Here is a 14,591-nt window from a genome sequence, read left to right as displayed (position 1 = left end):
GAAACTAATTTTTGGGCACACCATGAGTTAGAAAACCCTTTTGAAGTCGTTGATGCCTTTTTGGGTTGTGAAAGTCTTGCTTTCTACAAACAAACCTTGAGCGAAATAGTTTTTTACAGAAGTAAAGATGAAGTGTACCAAAAAGAATGTCCGGGAGATGTATTTTTCTGTTACACTGCAATTCGGTCTTTCATTAGAGCTTGCTGGTCTCTGCAACATAAAAGTAAAAAATGGAAGGTTACGGCATTAGCGCAGAATAGATCTATTCTTTCACAAGCCTCTCTAACAGCTGAAGAATACAACAATCCATTTTTAGTGTTTGAAAATGCCTTTGCGGAACATTCTTTAGCCGACTTCGAATTCTTCCTGTGTGAAATAATTCATCTTTCGTTACGTCCCACTATTGTAGAATTTGATTCTGACCTGCTAACGCCTTATATTCATGTCATCAAAATGCTCGACGCAAGTCAATTGTTACTCGAAAGTCAAGTCGAAAAAATTAAAACTAATGAATAATCATTTGGTTTTAGAAACTATACATTTTATACCTAACAGGTCTGGGAGATCTGTTAGGAAATGTGTGTGAGATAATTTATCCTAACAGGTTTTAAAAACATAAGTATTCGGAAAACATAAATTGGTTGAAGTACAAAAAAACAATTCTATAATATTGATTGTTAAGTGAATAGGTATTTAACTGCCGGTTATAATTCAAATACAAGTGAAATTAAACAAACTGAATATGATTTTTAAGACAATAAAATGGACATCAGCGAGATTCTTGTGCTAGCAAAGGGCTAATTTATGTGAAATATTTTTCAATATTTCGCTATCGAGCATTTTATTCAAAGTGCCGTAGGAACGATACATTTTGTAGCAACGGATTTTAATCCGTTGATTAAATAACGACCATAGCTAAAGTTCCATAGGAACGATCCATTTTGAACAGCTTTGTCTGAGAATATGCATAAAATATCGGCCGATCCTATGGATCTTTTTTTCTATTCTGTACTATAAAACCGGATTAAAATCCGGCTCTACAATATCAGCCGAGCCTATGGCTCTTTACAAACAAAGCCTATAAAAACAAGTCAAATACCTAGAAAGTTTTAAAAACCTGTATAGGTATATGAATAAATTTAAAAATCCAAACCTATTTGTTGTTTGACTTCTTCAACGATTTTGCTTAAATCCAGACTATTTTGATGCGACCATAAATCGCTTTCGATTTGATTGTTTCTAATGGCTTTATGACATTCGACAGCTTCATGCGAATATCCTTTTCCAAGATTAGGCAAACTAAAAACCGTTTCTTTATCGTCTCTGATTATGGAATATCCTTCTGCCATAAACCAAGGTGAGTTTAACTCGATGCGGCCATTTGTACCGCTAATAGAAGCTTTCATATCTGAAGCTGAAACCAAACCGGCATGTAAAACCGCTTGTGCCAATTCGTATTGTAAAATCATTGTGGTTTGCAAATCAACTCCTGTATTGAGGTAAATGGATTTGGCGATTATTTCTTTTGGAATTCCGAGCGTTACATACGACAAAAACAATGGGTAAACACCAATATCAAAAAGGGCGCCGCCTCCTCTTGCTTTATCGGTAAGACGATTTCCTAATTCACCATTATAATAAGCAAAATCAGCATTGAGGTATTTCAGATCTCCTATTTCGCCTTGTTTTAATTTTGCTAATACTTCCTGAACAGACGGAATAAATCGGGTCCAGAAAGCTTCCATAAAAAAACGGTTGTGTTTTTTTGAAGCTTCAATCATCCTAACTGCATCTTCATAAGAAAGTGCAATTGGCTTTTCGCATAAAACATGTTTTCCGTTTTCTAACGCTTTTATAGTAAGTGCTGCATGCGAATCGTGCGGTGTCGCAATATATACGATATCAACCAGATCGTCTGCAAAAAGCGCATCGTACGAATCATATTTTCGCGAACAATTGTATTGCTGAGCAAAATCATTTGCCTTGTCTATATTTCTGGAAGCAACAGCTACCAATTCAGCATCTTCTATTAATTGTAAATCTGTAGCAAATTGATTTGCGATGTTTCCCAAACCCACAATTCCCCATTTAATTTTTTGAATTCCCATTATTGAATTTTAATTACAAAAAGTGTTAAAGAACTCAAATATACAGTATCAAAAAGAAAAAGTTGGTGTTTTATAGCAACAAAAACCACTTTTAAATCAAAAAATAAGCATACAAATTATGCTAATTTTAAAATCACCCTCAAAAAAAGTTGCTGAATTGTAAATTTTAAGTCTATTTTAACAAATACACGTAAAATTTAGGGGGTTAATTTCTAATATCAACAAAAATCAACCATTGAACCCTATTTTTTATAGGGATGTTAATTGATTTTATACTTTTATCAAAAAATTTAAAACTAATTAACTATGCGAAAAATTATTTTAAGTGTGATTCTTATCACGATTTTGGTACTAACTTTTGTATCTAATTTTATCCTGTCTGATAATCCAATTCCGGCAGAAGCAGTAAAGTTTGATACAGGAGATACAGCCTGGATGGTCGTAGCAACCGCGTTTGTATTGCTTATGACTCCGGGTCTTGGATTTTTCTACGGCGGAATGGTCGGAAAGAAAAACGTTATTAGTACTATGTTGCAAAGTTTTATGGCAATGGTAATTGTTACTATTCTATGGGTTGTTGTCGCTTTTGGATTGGCTTTTGGACCGAGTATTGGCGGAATTATTGGAGATCCAACTTCAAACTTATTCTTCCAGGGCGTGGGTACAAATACAGCATGGAGTCTGGCACCAACAATTCCATTTATGTTATTCGCATTGTTTCAGGCTAAATTTGCCATCATTACACCTGCTTTAATTACAGGTGCTTTTGCAGAGCGTGTACGTTTCTGGGCGTATTTATTGTTCATGGTTTTATTTATTTTATTCATATACACTCCTTTGGCGCACATGACATGGCATCCTGAAGGAATCTTCTTCAAAATGGGAGTTTTAGATTTTGCAGGTGGAACAGTAGTACACATGAGTGCGGGTTGGGCTGCATTAGCCGGAGCCATTTTCTTAGGTAAAAGAAGAACGCAAAAAGTTAATCCTGCGAGAATTACGTATGTACTATTAGGTACAGGATTATTATGGTTCGGATGGTTTGGTTTCAATGCCGGTTCTGCATTAGGAGCAAACGGTTTAGCTGTTCAGGCTTTGGGAACTACAACTGTTGCTGCCGCAGCTGCTGCAATGGCATGGGTTTTCCTTGACAAAATTCTTGGACATAAATTATCTGCTCTGGGTGCTTGTATTGGTGCTGTAGTAGGTCTTGTAGCAATTACACCGGCAGCAGGTTTCGTAAGCATTCCTCACGCAATTTTCATTGGTTTATTCTCTAGTATTGTAAGTAATATCGTTGTTAGTAAATTCCCTAAAGGAAAAATCGATGACGCTTTAGACGTATTTGCTTGTCACGGTGTTGGTGGTATGGTTGGAATGTTACTAACAGGAGTTTTTGCTTCAAAAGCAATTAACCCTGCAGTTGGTGACAATCAAGGATTAATCTTCGGAAGCCCAACATTGTTCATTAATCAATTGACTGCTTTGGTAGCTGTTTCTATCTTTGCCTTTGTAGCTTCGTATGCTTTATTCTTTATCGTAAACAAAATTACACCGCTAAGAGTAACAGAAGAAAAAGAAGAATTAGGATTAGATATCTCTCAACACGGAGAATTCCTTTAAAAATATCTTTGCCCAAAACCTATAAAAAAAGAAAGCACTTTGAAAATTCTTCAAAGTGCTTTCTTTTTTTGGTTGATAGTTGATGGTTTTTGGTTTGTAGTTGTTCGCCAATTGTTTTTGTATTATTGTTTATCTCAATAATTTAAACCAAACATTTTAGTATAAAGTATAAATCATTAATACATAATTTAAAAAAAGAAAGCACTTAAAAATATTTCAAGTGCTTTCTTTTTTATACTGCATTTTTGTATACTGCATATTGTCTCCTTGTTTATCAAACATCCATAATCATATTTTAGATTTTTCCAAAAAACACAATACACATTTGCATTTATCTGAAATATAACTTACAGAATTACAATCTACAGTATACAGTAATACATTACTTTTTAAATCCCGCAATCCCATCTTTCAGCCATTGCAAATATTCTGCTGTGCTAACGTAACTGATTGTTGGTTTTGAAGTATTTAAATTATTTCCTTCAAGATCTGTCATTACGTATAGAGGCTGTGTATTGGTTTTATATTTAGAGATCATAAAATCTGTCCATTTATCTCCAACGGTAATAATTTTATCTCCTGCTGCCGTTACAAATTGCTCTTCTTTTGGAAGTTCGCGTTTGTCATCAACGTAAAGTGAAATTAAAACTATATCATTTTTTAATATTGGTAAAACAGTAGCGTCAGACCAAACATTGTTTTCCATTTTTCTGCAATTCACACAAGCATAACCTGTAAAATCAAGCATAATGGGTTTGTTTACTGATTTAGCATACGCAACTCCATCTTCGTAATCGTGAAAAACCATAATTCCGTGTGGTCCTAATTCAGCTCCTGCCGGAAGTCCTTTTTCAGAACCTGCATTTGAATTACCTGAACCTCCTACTCCAAATGGACTTTCGCTATATTGTGGTGGTGGTGGAAAAGCGCTGATAATTTTTAAAGGTGCTCCCCAAAGTCCAGGAATTAAATAAATCGTAAATATAAGCGTCAATAATCCTAAGTATAATCTTCCAACAGAAATATGCTGTAACGGACTATCGTGCGGTAATGTAATTTTTCCGAATAAATATAAAGTCAAAGCGGCGAAAATAGCAATCCAGATCGCAATGAAGACTTCTCTTTCCAGTAAATGTAATTGCAATACTAAATCTGCATTTGATAAAAATTTGAATGCTAAAGCTAATTCTAAGAATCCTAAAACAACTTTCACTGTATTTAACCAGCCACCTGATTTTGGTAATGAATTTAACCAGCCCGGGAACATGGCAAACAACATAAATGGTAACGCTAAAGCTAATGAGAAACCAAGCATTCCGATTACTGGTGCAATTCCTCCGTTTGAAGCCGCTTCAACTAATAAAGTTCCAACAATTGGTCCAGTACATGAAAAAGAAACAATTGCTAATGCTAATGCCATAAACAATATTCCAATTATTCCACCTCTGTCGGCTTGCTGATCTACTTTGTTTCCCCACGAATTTGGAAGCATAATTTCGAAAGCACCCAAAAATGAAGTAGCGAAAATAATCAGTATGATGAAGAAGATAACATTAAACCAAACATCTGTAGACAAGGCGTTCAAAGCATCTGCCCCGAATATTTTGGTAACAATTAATCCTAAAATAACGTAGATTGCGATAATCGAAATTCCGTAGAAAATAGCATTACGAATTCCTTTTGCTCTGCTTTTACTTTGTTTCGTAAAGAAACTTACTGTCATTGGAATCATCGGGAAAACACATGGCGTAAGCAACGCTGCGAATCCTGAAATAAATGCAATAAAAAAGATAGACCATAAACTTCTTGATGCCGCCGCCGGAAGATCTGCTTTAGCCAACGTTTCATCTGCTTTTGCTACCTCAGTTACTTTTGAAGCTGGTGGAGTTTTTATAGTATCAACCACTAAAGCCGGTACTTTTGTTTCATCTAATTGAGCCTCAACAATTGCAGGAACAGCATCCATTTTGAATGTAGACGGAATATTGATCGAGAATTTTTTGCTTGAATTGATACAAACTTCTTTACAAACCTGAAAATCAAAGGTTACCTCTACCGTTTTTAAGTTTGGATTGATGATTTTTATTTCCTGTTCAATGTGTGCTTTTCCTTCAAAGAAAGTTTCATCTACTTCGAAAATATCATTATACGCTGTTCTGGTTTTTCCTTCTTTGGCTTTACCTACTAACTCGTAATTTCCTTTTTGATTTTTAAAAACGATCTCTAAGGCAAGTGGTCCACCTTCTGGTGTAAACTGCGAGTACATATGCCAGTCTTTTTCAATCGTACCATCAAAAATTAAAACAGCATTTTTTCCGGATTTTTGTTCAATTTTAGAAGTCCATTTTACTGGCTCCAAAATTTGAGCATGGCCTTTTGCAAAAGCAAAGAAGAAAACCAACATTAAAAGAAAGTATTTATTCCAAAACGTTCTCGATGTTATCGTTTGACGGGATTGAGTAAAGTTCATTATTGCAATTCTATTTTAATTATTTTATTTGTATTATTTTCTATTCTAAAACGATCGTCTTGTCTAATTCCTACAACCCAGACAATTTGATCATTTGAATATAAAATCCATGTTTTTTCTTTTTCTATCAAAGACAATTTTTCGTCTTTAAACAGTTTACTGACTTTTTTCGACTTTCCGTGCATTCCAAAAGGATGAAAAACATCTCCGTCTTTCCATTTACGTAATACTAGCGGAAACTGGATTTTTTCAGCGTCCACAAAGATAACCTTATTTGAAACTATACTAATGTCATCTACTTGACAAAGCTTCAAATTTAAGGGAAAATTAACTTCTGTATCGTTTTCATTAATTTGAAATTCTTCTGTTTCCACTATTTCCTGAAGCGGACTTAGAATCAGTGTATCTCTGTTTTTCAAAAGCCTAAATTCAGCCGAAAGTACTTGTTTTCCAGATTGTCCATCAACCAAATCATAAATATCATTCCAAGCCAGAAACCCAAATTCGTTGAACCACTGATACAAATACGATTTGTAATTGGGCAATTTTTTAAGCTGATTCAAATCGAAATGAATATCGTCACCCGCTTCTTTTGCTACTTGCTGATAAATCATAATCGATGCGTCTTCGATCATTTCCTGTGATTCCTGCAAATACGATTGGGTTTTCTGAAAAGCACTCAAAAAATTAGGATTGATTTCCTTTAAAACCGGAACCAGATCGTGTCTGATTTTATTTCGAAGATATTTATTAGATGCGTTACTGCTGTCTTCGCGCCATTCAATGTTATTTTCCTGCGCATACTGTAGAATCTCTTCTCTCGAGAATGGCAAAAAGGGACGAATAATTCTGTCGTTTTGCTCTGGAATTCCTGTTAATCCTTCTAATCCTGTTCCTCTTGTTAAGTTGATAATGAAAGTTTCTAAATTATCATCGGCATGGTGGGCTGTTAAAATATAATCGAAATTTTCGGTATCTAAAAGTTCATAAAACCAACTGTAACGGAGTTCACGTGCTGCAACTTGTGTTGATAGTTTATAATCTTTTGCAAAAGCTTCGGTATCAAACTGAGTGGTAAAAACGGGAATTTTATTTTGATCGCAAAACTCCTGAATGAAATTTTGGTCACCAAAACTTTCTAAACCGCGAAGCTGAAAATTACAATGCAGAACCGCAATTTCATAAGGCAATTGTTTTAGCAAATGCACTAAAACCATGCTGTCTAAACCACCACTAACTGCCAGAAAAAGTTTTTTATCTTCCAAAAATGGAAATCGTGAAAGAATATGATTTTGAAATTTTGTAAACATTTGATAAATGTAAAAAATTAAATTCTATCTATATTTAAATGAAATGTTAAGCGTGCTTTTTTTATTAGCGTAAAACTTCATGCATTGCTTTAGCTTTCAACAAACATTCTTCGTATTCATTTTCAGGAACCGATTGTGATGTAATAGCGCTTCCAACAGAAAAAGAAAGATATTTCGCTTCCTGATTGTACAAAATACTCCTGATTACAACATTAAAGTCAAAATCACCGGTGGGCGTAAAATATCCTATCGCACCGCTGTACAGTCCACGTTTTGTTTCTTCCAGATTTTCGATGATATTCATTACCGAAATTTTAGGCGCTCCTGTCATGCTTCCCATTGGAAAAGTTGTCTTTAAAACATCAATTGGTGCATATTGCGCATCTATTTTTGATGTAATGGTCGAAATCATTTGATGCACCTGCAAAAACGAATAGATTTGACAAAGTTCTGCAACTTCTACCGAACCCTTTTGTGCGGTATGCGACAAATCATTTCGAACTAAATCTGTTATCATGATATTTTCTGCACGCTCTTTGGCATCTGACGCTAAAAAATCTTTTGATTTTTGATCTTCTTCTGGATCTGAAAATCGTTTAGAAGTTCCTTTTATCGGCTGAGACAACAACGTATCACCAACTTTTCTGAGGTAACGTTCCGGCGAAGCAGAAAGCACATAATGTTTATTATTTTTAAAGAAAACAGAAAACGGCGCTTGCGAAATTGTATTTAACCTTTGAAATTTTTCAAGTGGATTTATAGTAGCATTTTCGGCAAAAAACTCCATACAGAAATTGGCTTCGTACATGTCTCCTTGGTGAATATGCTCCAGCATTTTCTGTACTTTTTCTACATAAGCTGTTTTAGAAATTCTTTGCTGTATGTCAACTTTGCTTAGTGTTTCAAAAGCATTATCTTCTACTTGAGTAATTTCCTCAAAATCAGCATCGACCTCATCATCACACAATAATAAATACTGCATTTCCAGCTTATTCCCTTTGAGTGTAATTATTTTTTTTGGCTGAAAAAAGAACAAATCAGGAAAATGTAAACCATCAAAATTGGATGATTTTAATTCTTCAATATCATTTTTTAAATCATACGACAAATAGCCAAAAAGCCAGTCTTTAGTCGTTTGCTGATATTGTTTCAAGTCTTCAAAAGCATTATGATAATCGGTTTGTAATGACGTAAAAGCATCGACCGCAATGACGCAATCAAAACTGGAATATTTTTGCGGATAGGAATTACTATCTAAAAAAACGACTTCCCGGAATTGTTGTGACCAGCTTAAGAGCTGCTTTTTAAAATGCTCTGGATTTGAAATATGTTTAGGAATGGAAACTCTCAAAAATAAATAAATTTTAAGCCTCAAAATTACGACAAAAAAAATCCTTCGATAAAGTAATCATCAAAAAATGTTGGGTTGCTTTTTTAACTGCATTTAAGAGATTTCTGTTCTTTCAAAAACGATAAATCTGTTAACAAATTAGTAATTTAATAAGAATTAATTCACTATATTTGATATAGGCTTAAATTAATCACAAAATAAGATTGTATTGATTATTAAATTCCCAATAAATAAGAATCAAAATACCGATTTTTATTTATTGACTCCTTTAGATTGTAATGTTTATCAGCAAATAAATATATTTTTTAACCTATCTAAATCCTAATCTTATGAAAATTGCTACTATTATTGTCCGAGTTTTGATTGGCCTCTTATTACTCTTTGCTTCTATTACTTTCTTTTTCAAACTGGCTCCGGAACCAGAAGCAACGGGAAATTTCAAGGCTTTTAATATGGGCTTAGTTGCTTCGACTTATTTACTGCCATTAGCAAAAACAATTGAATTCCTTTGTGGACTTGCCTTTTTAACGGGTCGTTTTGTTACCTTGGCTAATATTTTAATTCTGCCTATTACAATTAATATCTTGTTTATCAATTACTTTCTGGCTCCGCAAGGATTACCGATTGCAATTCTATTATTTGCAGCGAATTTATTCTTGATTTATAGATATTGGGATAATTACAGAAGTCTTTTCAGAGTTTAACGTACCATCATTTTAAAACATAAATCCCGGCATTATTATAAATGTCGGGATTCTTTTTATGCTTACTTATTAGACGCGGATGAAATTGATTCGCTATGCGAAAACACGGATTTATGCGGATTTTCAATATTAGATAGAAAAACTCCTAAAATACAATTTCTTTTTATTTCGCTTTGTCGTGTTTTGTCCAAACTAAATCAGAAGTAGTATAACCAATTTCTTTTGCTTTTTTCAGGTAATCTGTTTTTATGTTTTCCGGAATTGTAGTTTCTCTGGAAAGGATCCACATATATTTTAAACTCTCACCTACTACTAAGGCATATTTGTAATCAGGATCAATTGCTACAATATTATAACCCGAGTAAAAAGGACCAAAAAATGAGACCTTAAGCATGCCAACGTTGTCCTTTGTGACAAGTTTAGCTTTCCCTGTGCTTTGTTCCCATTTGTCTTTTTTGACATTATAGCCCCTGTTATCTACTTTTATAGTACCGTTTTCGTTTAAAGAATATTCTGCAGTTACATTATTCAAATCCTTTTCCCATTTAAAATCCAGTCTGGCGATTTCATACCATTTTCCAAGATATCGGGCTTTGTCAAAATTATCAACTGCCGTCGCATTCTTTGGAATTGTTGCCTTACCGCAAGAGTAAAGTATAAATGCTATTCCTGCTCCTAATAAGAATGGAGCTATATATCTATTTTTCATAATATTATCTTTTAACTTGATTAAAGATAACACCGAAATAGTACATCTAATTTACAAAATTTTTATTCAACTTTATATTTTTACACCGATTAAATTATGCTGTAAAATAAAAAAACCGTCAGAAAAAAATCTGACGGTTTTCGATATATAATTGTTACGTGTATTAAACGTGTAACGCTCTGTTGTCTGTAGCGGCTAAAGCTGCTTCTTTTACTGCTTCTGCAAATGTTGGGTGTGCATGGCTCATTCTTGAAATATCTTCAGCAGATGCTTTGAATTCCATTGCAGTTACTGCTTCTGCAATTAAATCTGCAGTACGTGCACCAATCATGTGAACTCCTAATACTTCATCCGTTTTAGCATCGGCAATGATTTTTACAAATCCGTCTAAATCTCCACTTGCTCTTGCACGTCCTAATGCTTTGAAAGGAAAACTTCCAACTTTATATTCTGTTCCAGATGCTTTTACCTGCTCTTCTGTTTGCCCAACTGCAGCAACTTCTGGCCAAGTGTAAACAACTCCAGGAATTAAATTATAATCGATATGTGGTTTTTGACCTGCTAAGATTTCAGCAACCATTGTTCCTTCTTCTTCTGCTTTGTGTGCTAACATTGCTCCACGAACAACATCACCAATTGCATAGATATTTGGAACATTTGTTTGTAAATGATCGTTTACTTCTACTTGTCCTCTGTCTGAAATTTTAACTCCTGCTTTGTCAGCATTTAATCCGTCTGTGTAAGGACGACGTCCAACAGAAACTAATGAGTAATCTCCTTCTAAAGTAATAGTTTCTCCTTTTGCATTTTCAGCCTGAACGACAACAGCATCGCCATTTCTTTCTACTGATTTTACTTTGTGAGAAACGTAGAATTTCATTCCTTGTTTTTTCAATACTTTAGTCAATTCTTTAGACAAAGCACTATCCATTCCTGGAATAATTCTGTCCATGAATTCTACTACAGAAACCTGAGCTCCTAAACGAAGGTAAACTTGTCCTAACTCGATTCCGATAACTCCACCACCAATGATTACAAGGTGTTTTGGTACTTCTTTTAAAGCTAAAGCTTCTGTTGAAGTAATAATTCTCTCTTTATCAATTTTGATGAATGGTAAAGAAGATGGTTTTGAACCTGTAGCGATTACAGTATATTTTGCTTCGATAGTTTCTGATGTTCCGTCAGCTTTAGCCACAGAAATATGTGTTGCATCTACGAAAGAACCTAAACCGTTAAAAACAGTAATTTTATTTTTATCCATTAAGTAGTTGATTCCACCTACGGTTTGATCTACAACTGCTTGTTTGCGCGCGATCATTTTCTCTAAATTGATTTTTACATCTCCCGAAACCTCGATTCCGTGATCTGCAAAATGTGCAATTTCCGCAAAATGATGAGAAGAAGATAATAATGCTTTAGAAGGAATACAACCTACATTAAGGCAGGTTCCACCTAAAGAGTTATACTTTTCTACAATTGCTGTTTTAAAGCCTAATTGTGCGCAACGAATTGCTGATACATATCCGCCCGGTCCTGAACCTATAATGACTACGTCAAATGAACTCATAGTTTGTCTATTTTATTTTTAGCGTTACAAAATTAAGGAATAAAGTTTTGTTTAAAGTTTAAATTTCAATGTTTTTTGCGTGAAGTTTTGGGTTTTATATTGAGAAAAAAGCGCATAGATGAACATTTTCTACACAATCTTGTCATCTCGACGAAGGAGAGATCTTCGTTGCCAGATCTCCAAATATTAGATTTTAGCTACGGAATCACTTTTTGAGATTTCATGTAAACTCATTATGTGTTAGACGCACTGCCGTGCGTCTCTACGGTAAAACTTTGATATTAAAAACCATATTTATTTTTCAATCGTTGTTCTGCTTCTTCCCAAGAACTTGCCTGAATTTCACCAGACATATATTTTTCTCTTTCTTCAGCAACCATATTATAATGAGAATCAGGCACAATTGAGTTTTTTTCATCTTCATTTATAGCATCAAAAAAACTTTCTAAAATTTCTAATTTCGAATCATCATCAATCAATTGTCCAAAATCTTTTATAAGCTTACGTCTTAATTCTTTTGTCTCCATTTTTAGATTGTATTTAAATTCAAATTTAAGTTTTTTTAAAATTGAATTATGTTAAGATGATTTTCTTTTTTGTCACAAAGATTTGTACAAGGTTAGACGCACTGCTGTGCGTCTCTACGGATGTGCGTCTCTACGGTAAACCCTTGATGCATGCAATGATGTGCGTCTGTGCGGAAAATCTTTGACAGACGCACTGCTGTACGTCTCTACGGAAAACCTTTGTACCTCTGAACCTTTGCAACTTTGAACCTAACCTAAAAAATCACTGTAGAATTCTTTACTTCGCTAATCATAAACATACTTTGTGTGCTTCCTATATGTTGAAGCGAAGTGAGTTTGGTTACCAGAAATTCGCGGTACGCTTCCATGTCTTTTACGAGTACTTTTAAGATGTAATCGTAATCGCCGCTTACGTGGTGGCATTCCAAGACTTCGTTGAGCTGAATGACTTCGTTTTCGAATTTGGTTAGAAACTCTTTGGTATGCTGAATGAGTTTTAAATGACAGAATACAACAAATCCTTTTTCGATTTTTGATTTATCGACTAGTGCAACATAATTTTTTATTATTCCTTCACGCTCCAGTTTTTTGATTCGCTCGTAAACTGCTGTTACCGACAAATTGAGTTTTAGCGATAACTCTTTGTTTGTTTTTTTACTGTCGGTTTGCAATAAAAACAAAAGCTTTTTATCAATGGCATCTAAAATCATGTTGTGTCGTTTATGGTTATGAAAGAAAATCTATCATTTTACGTTTAGTCAACCAAATTTAGAATAAAAATCTACATAAGTAACATTAAATAGTTTTAAAATCCTAATACAAAATAACTCATTGATTAATTTTCTAATAAACTGTTATTTTGACTTGAATTTCTTTTGAAAACGTATGTCCTAGCCCTGATGGAAGCGGCATCCTTTTTCTTGCTCCTTTAGCAAGGAAAAGATACAGCGGACAGCAGGATTAGCTCCTGAATAATATAAACTTAAAAAACTAACTATAATGAACGATTTTAACCCAGCTGATAAAATTCAGGATTTGCAATATTTTGGAGAATTTGGAGGCGTGAATCCGTCGATTTCTGATTCTTCGACGTATACTTTTCTTTCGGCAAAAACAATGTTTGATACTTTTGAGGGCAATATGGAAGGCTGTTATTTGTATTCGCGTCATTCTTCGCCAAGTAATTTATACCTGGATCAGGCTTTGGCTGCAATGGAAGGAACGGAAACGGCAAATGTGTCGGCATCTGGAATGGGGGCTATTACGCCTACTCTCCTGCAACTTTGCGGTGCGGGCGATCACATTGTTTCTAGCCGCACGATTTATGGTGGAACGTATGCTTTTTTGAAGAATTTCACACCTCGATTTGGTATTGAAACTACGTTTGTAGACATTACAAAATTAGATGTTGTGGAAGCCGCTATTACACCAAAAACGAAGGTTTTATATTGCGAAACGGTAAGTAATCCGTTGTTAGAGGTGGCCGATATTCGTGGTTTGGCTAAAATTGCTAAAAAACATAATTTAAAATTGGTGGTCGACAATACTTTTTCGCCTTTGTCTGTTTCGCCTGCTAAACTGGGAGCTGATATTGTGATTCACAGTTTAACGAAATACATAAACGGAAGCAGTGATACGGTTGGTGGCGTAACGTGCGCGTCGAAAGAGTTTATCAATGCGCTTAAAAATGTAAATTCGGGAGCAAGTATGCTTTTGGGACCTACTATGGACAGTTTGCGTTCTGCAAGTGTGATGAAAAACCTGCGTACACTTCATATCCGAATTAAACAACACAGCCATAATGCTCATGTTCTGGCAGAAAAATTCGAAAATGACGGATTGAAAACAGTTTATCCGGGACTAAAAAGTCACCCAAGTCATGAATTGTACAAAACGATGATTAATCCTGAATATGGTTTTGGAGGAATGCTGACGATTGATGTGGGAACTTTAGCTAAAGCAAATGAATTAATGGAGCTTATGCAGGCAAGAAACTTGGGGTACCTTGCGGTAAGTTTAGGCTTTTATAAAACATTGTTTAGTGCTCCAGGAACGTCGACTTCTAGTGAGATTCCGCTTGAAGAACAGGCTGAAATGGGATTAACAGATGGATTGATCCGATTCTCGATTGGACTGGATAACGATATTGCGCGTACCTACGAAATGATGAGAGCATGCATGGTGGAACTTGGGATTTTGTAAAAAACACGAATTTCACGAAT

General features: G+C 34.7%; 12 protein-coding genes. 4 read left to right on the top strand and 8 right to left on the bottom strand.

The features are described from left to right. The coding region (locus B0A66_RS23010; RefSeq protein ID WP_089051858.1) for a hypothetical protein at positions 1 to 516 on the top strand (516 nt) is incomplete at its 5' end. 623 nt (positions 517 to 1,139) lie between these two features. On the opposite strand, the gene B0A66_RS21250 is transcribed toward B0A66_RS23010, so the two are convergent. Then, the gene (locus B0A66_RS21250; protein ID WP_089051857.1) at positions 1,140 to 2,108 is read right to left on the bottom strand and encodes a Gfo/Idh/MocA family protein; all 969 of its coding nucleotides are present in this window, start codon (positions 2,106 to 2,108) and stop codon (positions 1,140 to 1,142) included. A gap of 306 nt (positions 2,109 to 2,414) precedes the next feature. On the opposite strand from B0A66_RS21250, the gene B0A66_RS21245 reads away from it, so the two are divergent. Further along, positions 2,415 to 3,731: an ammonium transporter gene (locus B0A66_RS21245; RefSeq protein ID WP_089051856.1), complete on the top strand. Its 1,317-nt coding sequence runs from the start codon at positions 2,415 to 2,417 to the stop codon at positions 3,729 to 3,731. Between the two features lie 382 nt (positions 3,732 to 4,113). Here B0A66_RS21245 and B0A66_RS21240 read toward each other — a convergent pair whose 3' ends face one another. From B0A66_RS21240 to B0A66_RS21230, 3 genes are all read right to left on the bottom strand, one after another. Further along, complete coding sequence (locus tag B0A66_RS21240) at positions 4,114 to 6,201, bottom strand: protein-disulfide reductase DsbD family protein (RefSeq protein WP_089051855.1); 2,088 nt, start codon at positions 6,199 to 6,201, stop codon at positions 4,114 to 4,116. Continuing rightward, the gene (tilS, locus tag B0A66_RS21235) at positions 6,201 to 7,511 is read right to left on the bottom strand and encodes a tRNA lysidine(34) synthetase TilS (protein WP_089051854.1); all 1,311 of its coding nucleotides are present in this window, start codon (positions 7,509 to 7,511) and stop codon (positions 6,201 to 6,203) included. The genes B0A66_RS21240 and tilS overlap by 1 nt, the downstream gene beginning before the upstream one ends. 64 nt (positions 7,512 to 7,575) lie before the next feature. After that, positions 7,576 to 8,862 (bottom strand): anthranilate synthase component I family protein, encoded by a 1,287-nt coding sequence (locus B0A66_RS21230; protein ID WP_089051853.1) that lies wholly within the window; start codon positions 8,860 to 8,862, stop codon positions 7,576 to 7,578. 329 nt (positions 8,863 to 9,191) lie between these two features. Between B0A66_RS21230 and B0A66_RS21225 the strand changes: the two genes are divergently transcribed. After that, positions 9,192 to 9,566: a DoxX family membrane protein gene (locus B0A66_RS21225; protein WP_089051852.1), complete on the top strand. Its 375-nt coding sequence runs from the start codon at positions 9,192 to 9,194 to the stop codon at positions 9,564 to 9,566. Between the two features lie 163 nt (positions 9,567 to 9,729). Here B0A66_RS21225 and B0A66_RS21220 read toward each other — a convergent pair whose 3' ends face one another. The 4 genes from B0A66_RS21220 to B0A66_RS21205 all read right to left on the bottom strand — a co-directional run bounded on the left by B0A66_RS21220 (position 9,730) and on the right by B0A66_RS21205 (position 13,079). After that, positions 9,730 to 10,275: a lipocalin family protein gene (locus tag B0A66_RS21220; RefSeq protein WP_089051859.1), complete on the bottom strand. Its 546-nt coding sequence runs from the start codon at positions 10,273 to 10,275 to the stop codon at positions 9,730 to 9,732. Between the two features lie 163 nt (positions 10,276 to 10,438). Beyond that, on the bottom strand, positions 10,439 to 11,842 hold the full coding sequence (gene lpdA, locus B0A66_RS21215) for a dihydrolipoyl dehydrogenase (protein WP_089051851.1): 1,404 nt from the start codon (positions 11,840 to 11,842) through the stop codon (positions 10,439 to 10,441). A 281-nt stretch (positions 11,843 to 12,123) separates the two neighbouring features. Continuing rightward, on the bottom strand, positions 12,124 to 12,369 hold the full coding sequence (locus B0A66_RS21210; RefSeq protein WP_089051850.1) for a hypothetical protein: 246 nt from the start codon (positions 12,367 to 12,369) through the stop codon (positions 12,124 to 12,126). Positions 12,370 to 12,623: 254 nt separating this feature from the next. Then, on the bottom strand, positions 12,624 to 13,079 hold the full coding sequence (locus tag B0A66_RS21205; protein ID WP_089051849.1) for an Lrp/AsnC family transcriptional regulator: 456 nt from the start codon (positions 13,077 to 13,079) through the stop codon (positions 12,624 to 12,626). 289 nt (positions 13,080 to 13,368) lie between these two features. Here B0A66_RS21205 and B0A66_RS21200 point away from each other — a divergent pair, with 289 nt between their 5' ends. Next, the gene (locus B0A66_RS21200) at positions 13,369 to 14,571 is read left to right on the top strand and encodes an aminotransferase class I/II-fold pyridoxal phosphate-dependent enzyme (protein ID WP_089051848.1); all 1,203 of its coding nucleotides are present in this window, start codon (positions 13,369 to 13,371) and stop codon (positions 14,569 to 14,571) included. The last annotated feature ends 20 nt before the right edge of the window (positions 14,572 to 14,591 follow it).

It is taken from the genome of Flavobacterium hercynium (assembly GCF_002217285.1).
GTDB classification, from domain to species: Bacteria; Bacteroidota; Bacteroidia; order Flavobacteriales; family Flavobacteriaceae; genus Flavobacterium; species Flavobacterium hercynium.
This window is presented reverse-complemented; position numbering and strand designations above follow the sequence as displayed.

What these genes read in the sequence shown, in the direction of transcription:
- lpdA (WP_089051851.1), bottom strand. Translation starts at nt 11,842, where the DNA reads ATGAGTTCATTTGACGTAGTCATTATAGGTTCAGGACCGGGCGGATAT.
- B0A66_RS21250 (WP_089051857.1), bottom strand. Translation starts at nt 2,108, where the DNA reads ATGGGAATTCAAAAAATTAAATGGGGAATTGTGGGTTTGGGAAACATC.
- B0A66_RS21245 (WP_089051856.1), top strand. Translation starts at nt 2,415, where the DNA reads ATGCGAAAAATTATTTTAAGTGTGATTCTTATCACGATTTTGGTACTA.
- B0A66_RS21200 (WP_089051848.1), top strand. Translation starts at nt 13,369, where the DNA reads ATGAACGATTTTAACCCAGCTGATAAAATTCAGGATTTGCAATATTTT.
- B0A66_RS21225 (WP_089051852.1), top strand. Translation starts at nt 9,192, where the DNA reads ATGAAAATTGCTACTATTATTGTCCGAGTTTTGATTGGCCTCTTATTA.
- B0A66_RS21240 (WP_089051855.1), bottom strand. Translation starts at nt 6,201, where the DNA reads ATGAACTTTACTCAATCCCGTCAAACGATAACATCGAGAACGTTTTGG.
- B0A66_RS21210 (WP_089051850.1), bottom strand. Translation starts at nt 12,369, where the DNA reads ATGGAGACAAAAGAATTAAGACGTAAGCTTATAAAAGATTTTGGACAA.
- tilS (WP_089051854.1), bottom strand. Translation starts at nt 7,511, where the DNA reads ATGTTTACAAAATTTCAAAATCATATTCTTTCACGATTTCCATTTTTG.
- B0A66_RS21205 (WP_089051849.1), bottom strand. Translation starts at nt 13,079, where the DNA reads ATGATTTTAGATGCCATTGATAAAAAGCTTTTGTTTTTATTGCAAACC.
- B0A66_RS21220 (WP_089051859.1), bottom strand. Translation starts at nt 10,275, where the DNA reads ATGAAAAATAGATATATAGCTCCATTCTTATTAGGAGCAGGAATAGCA.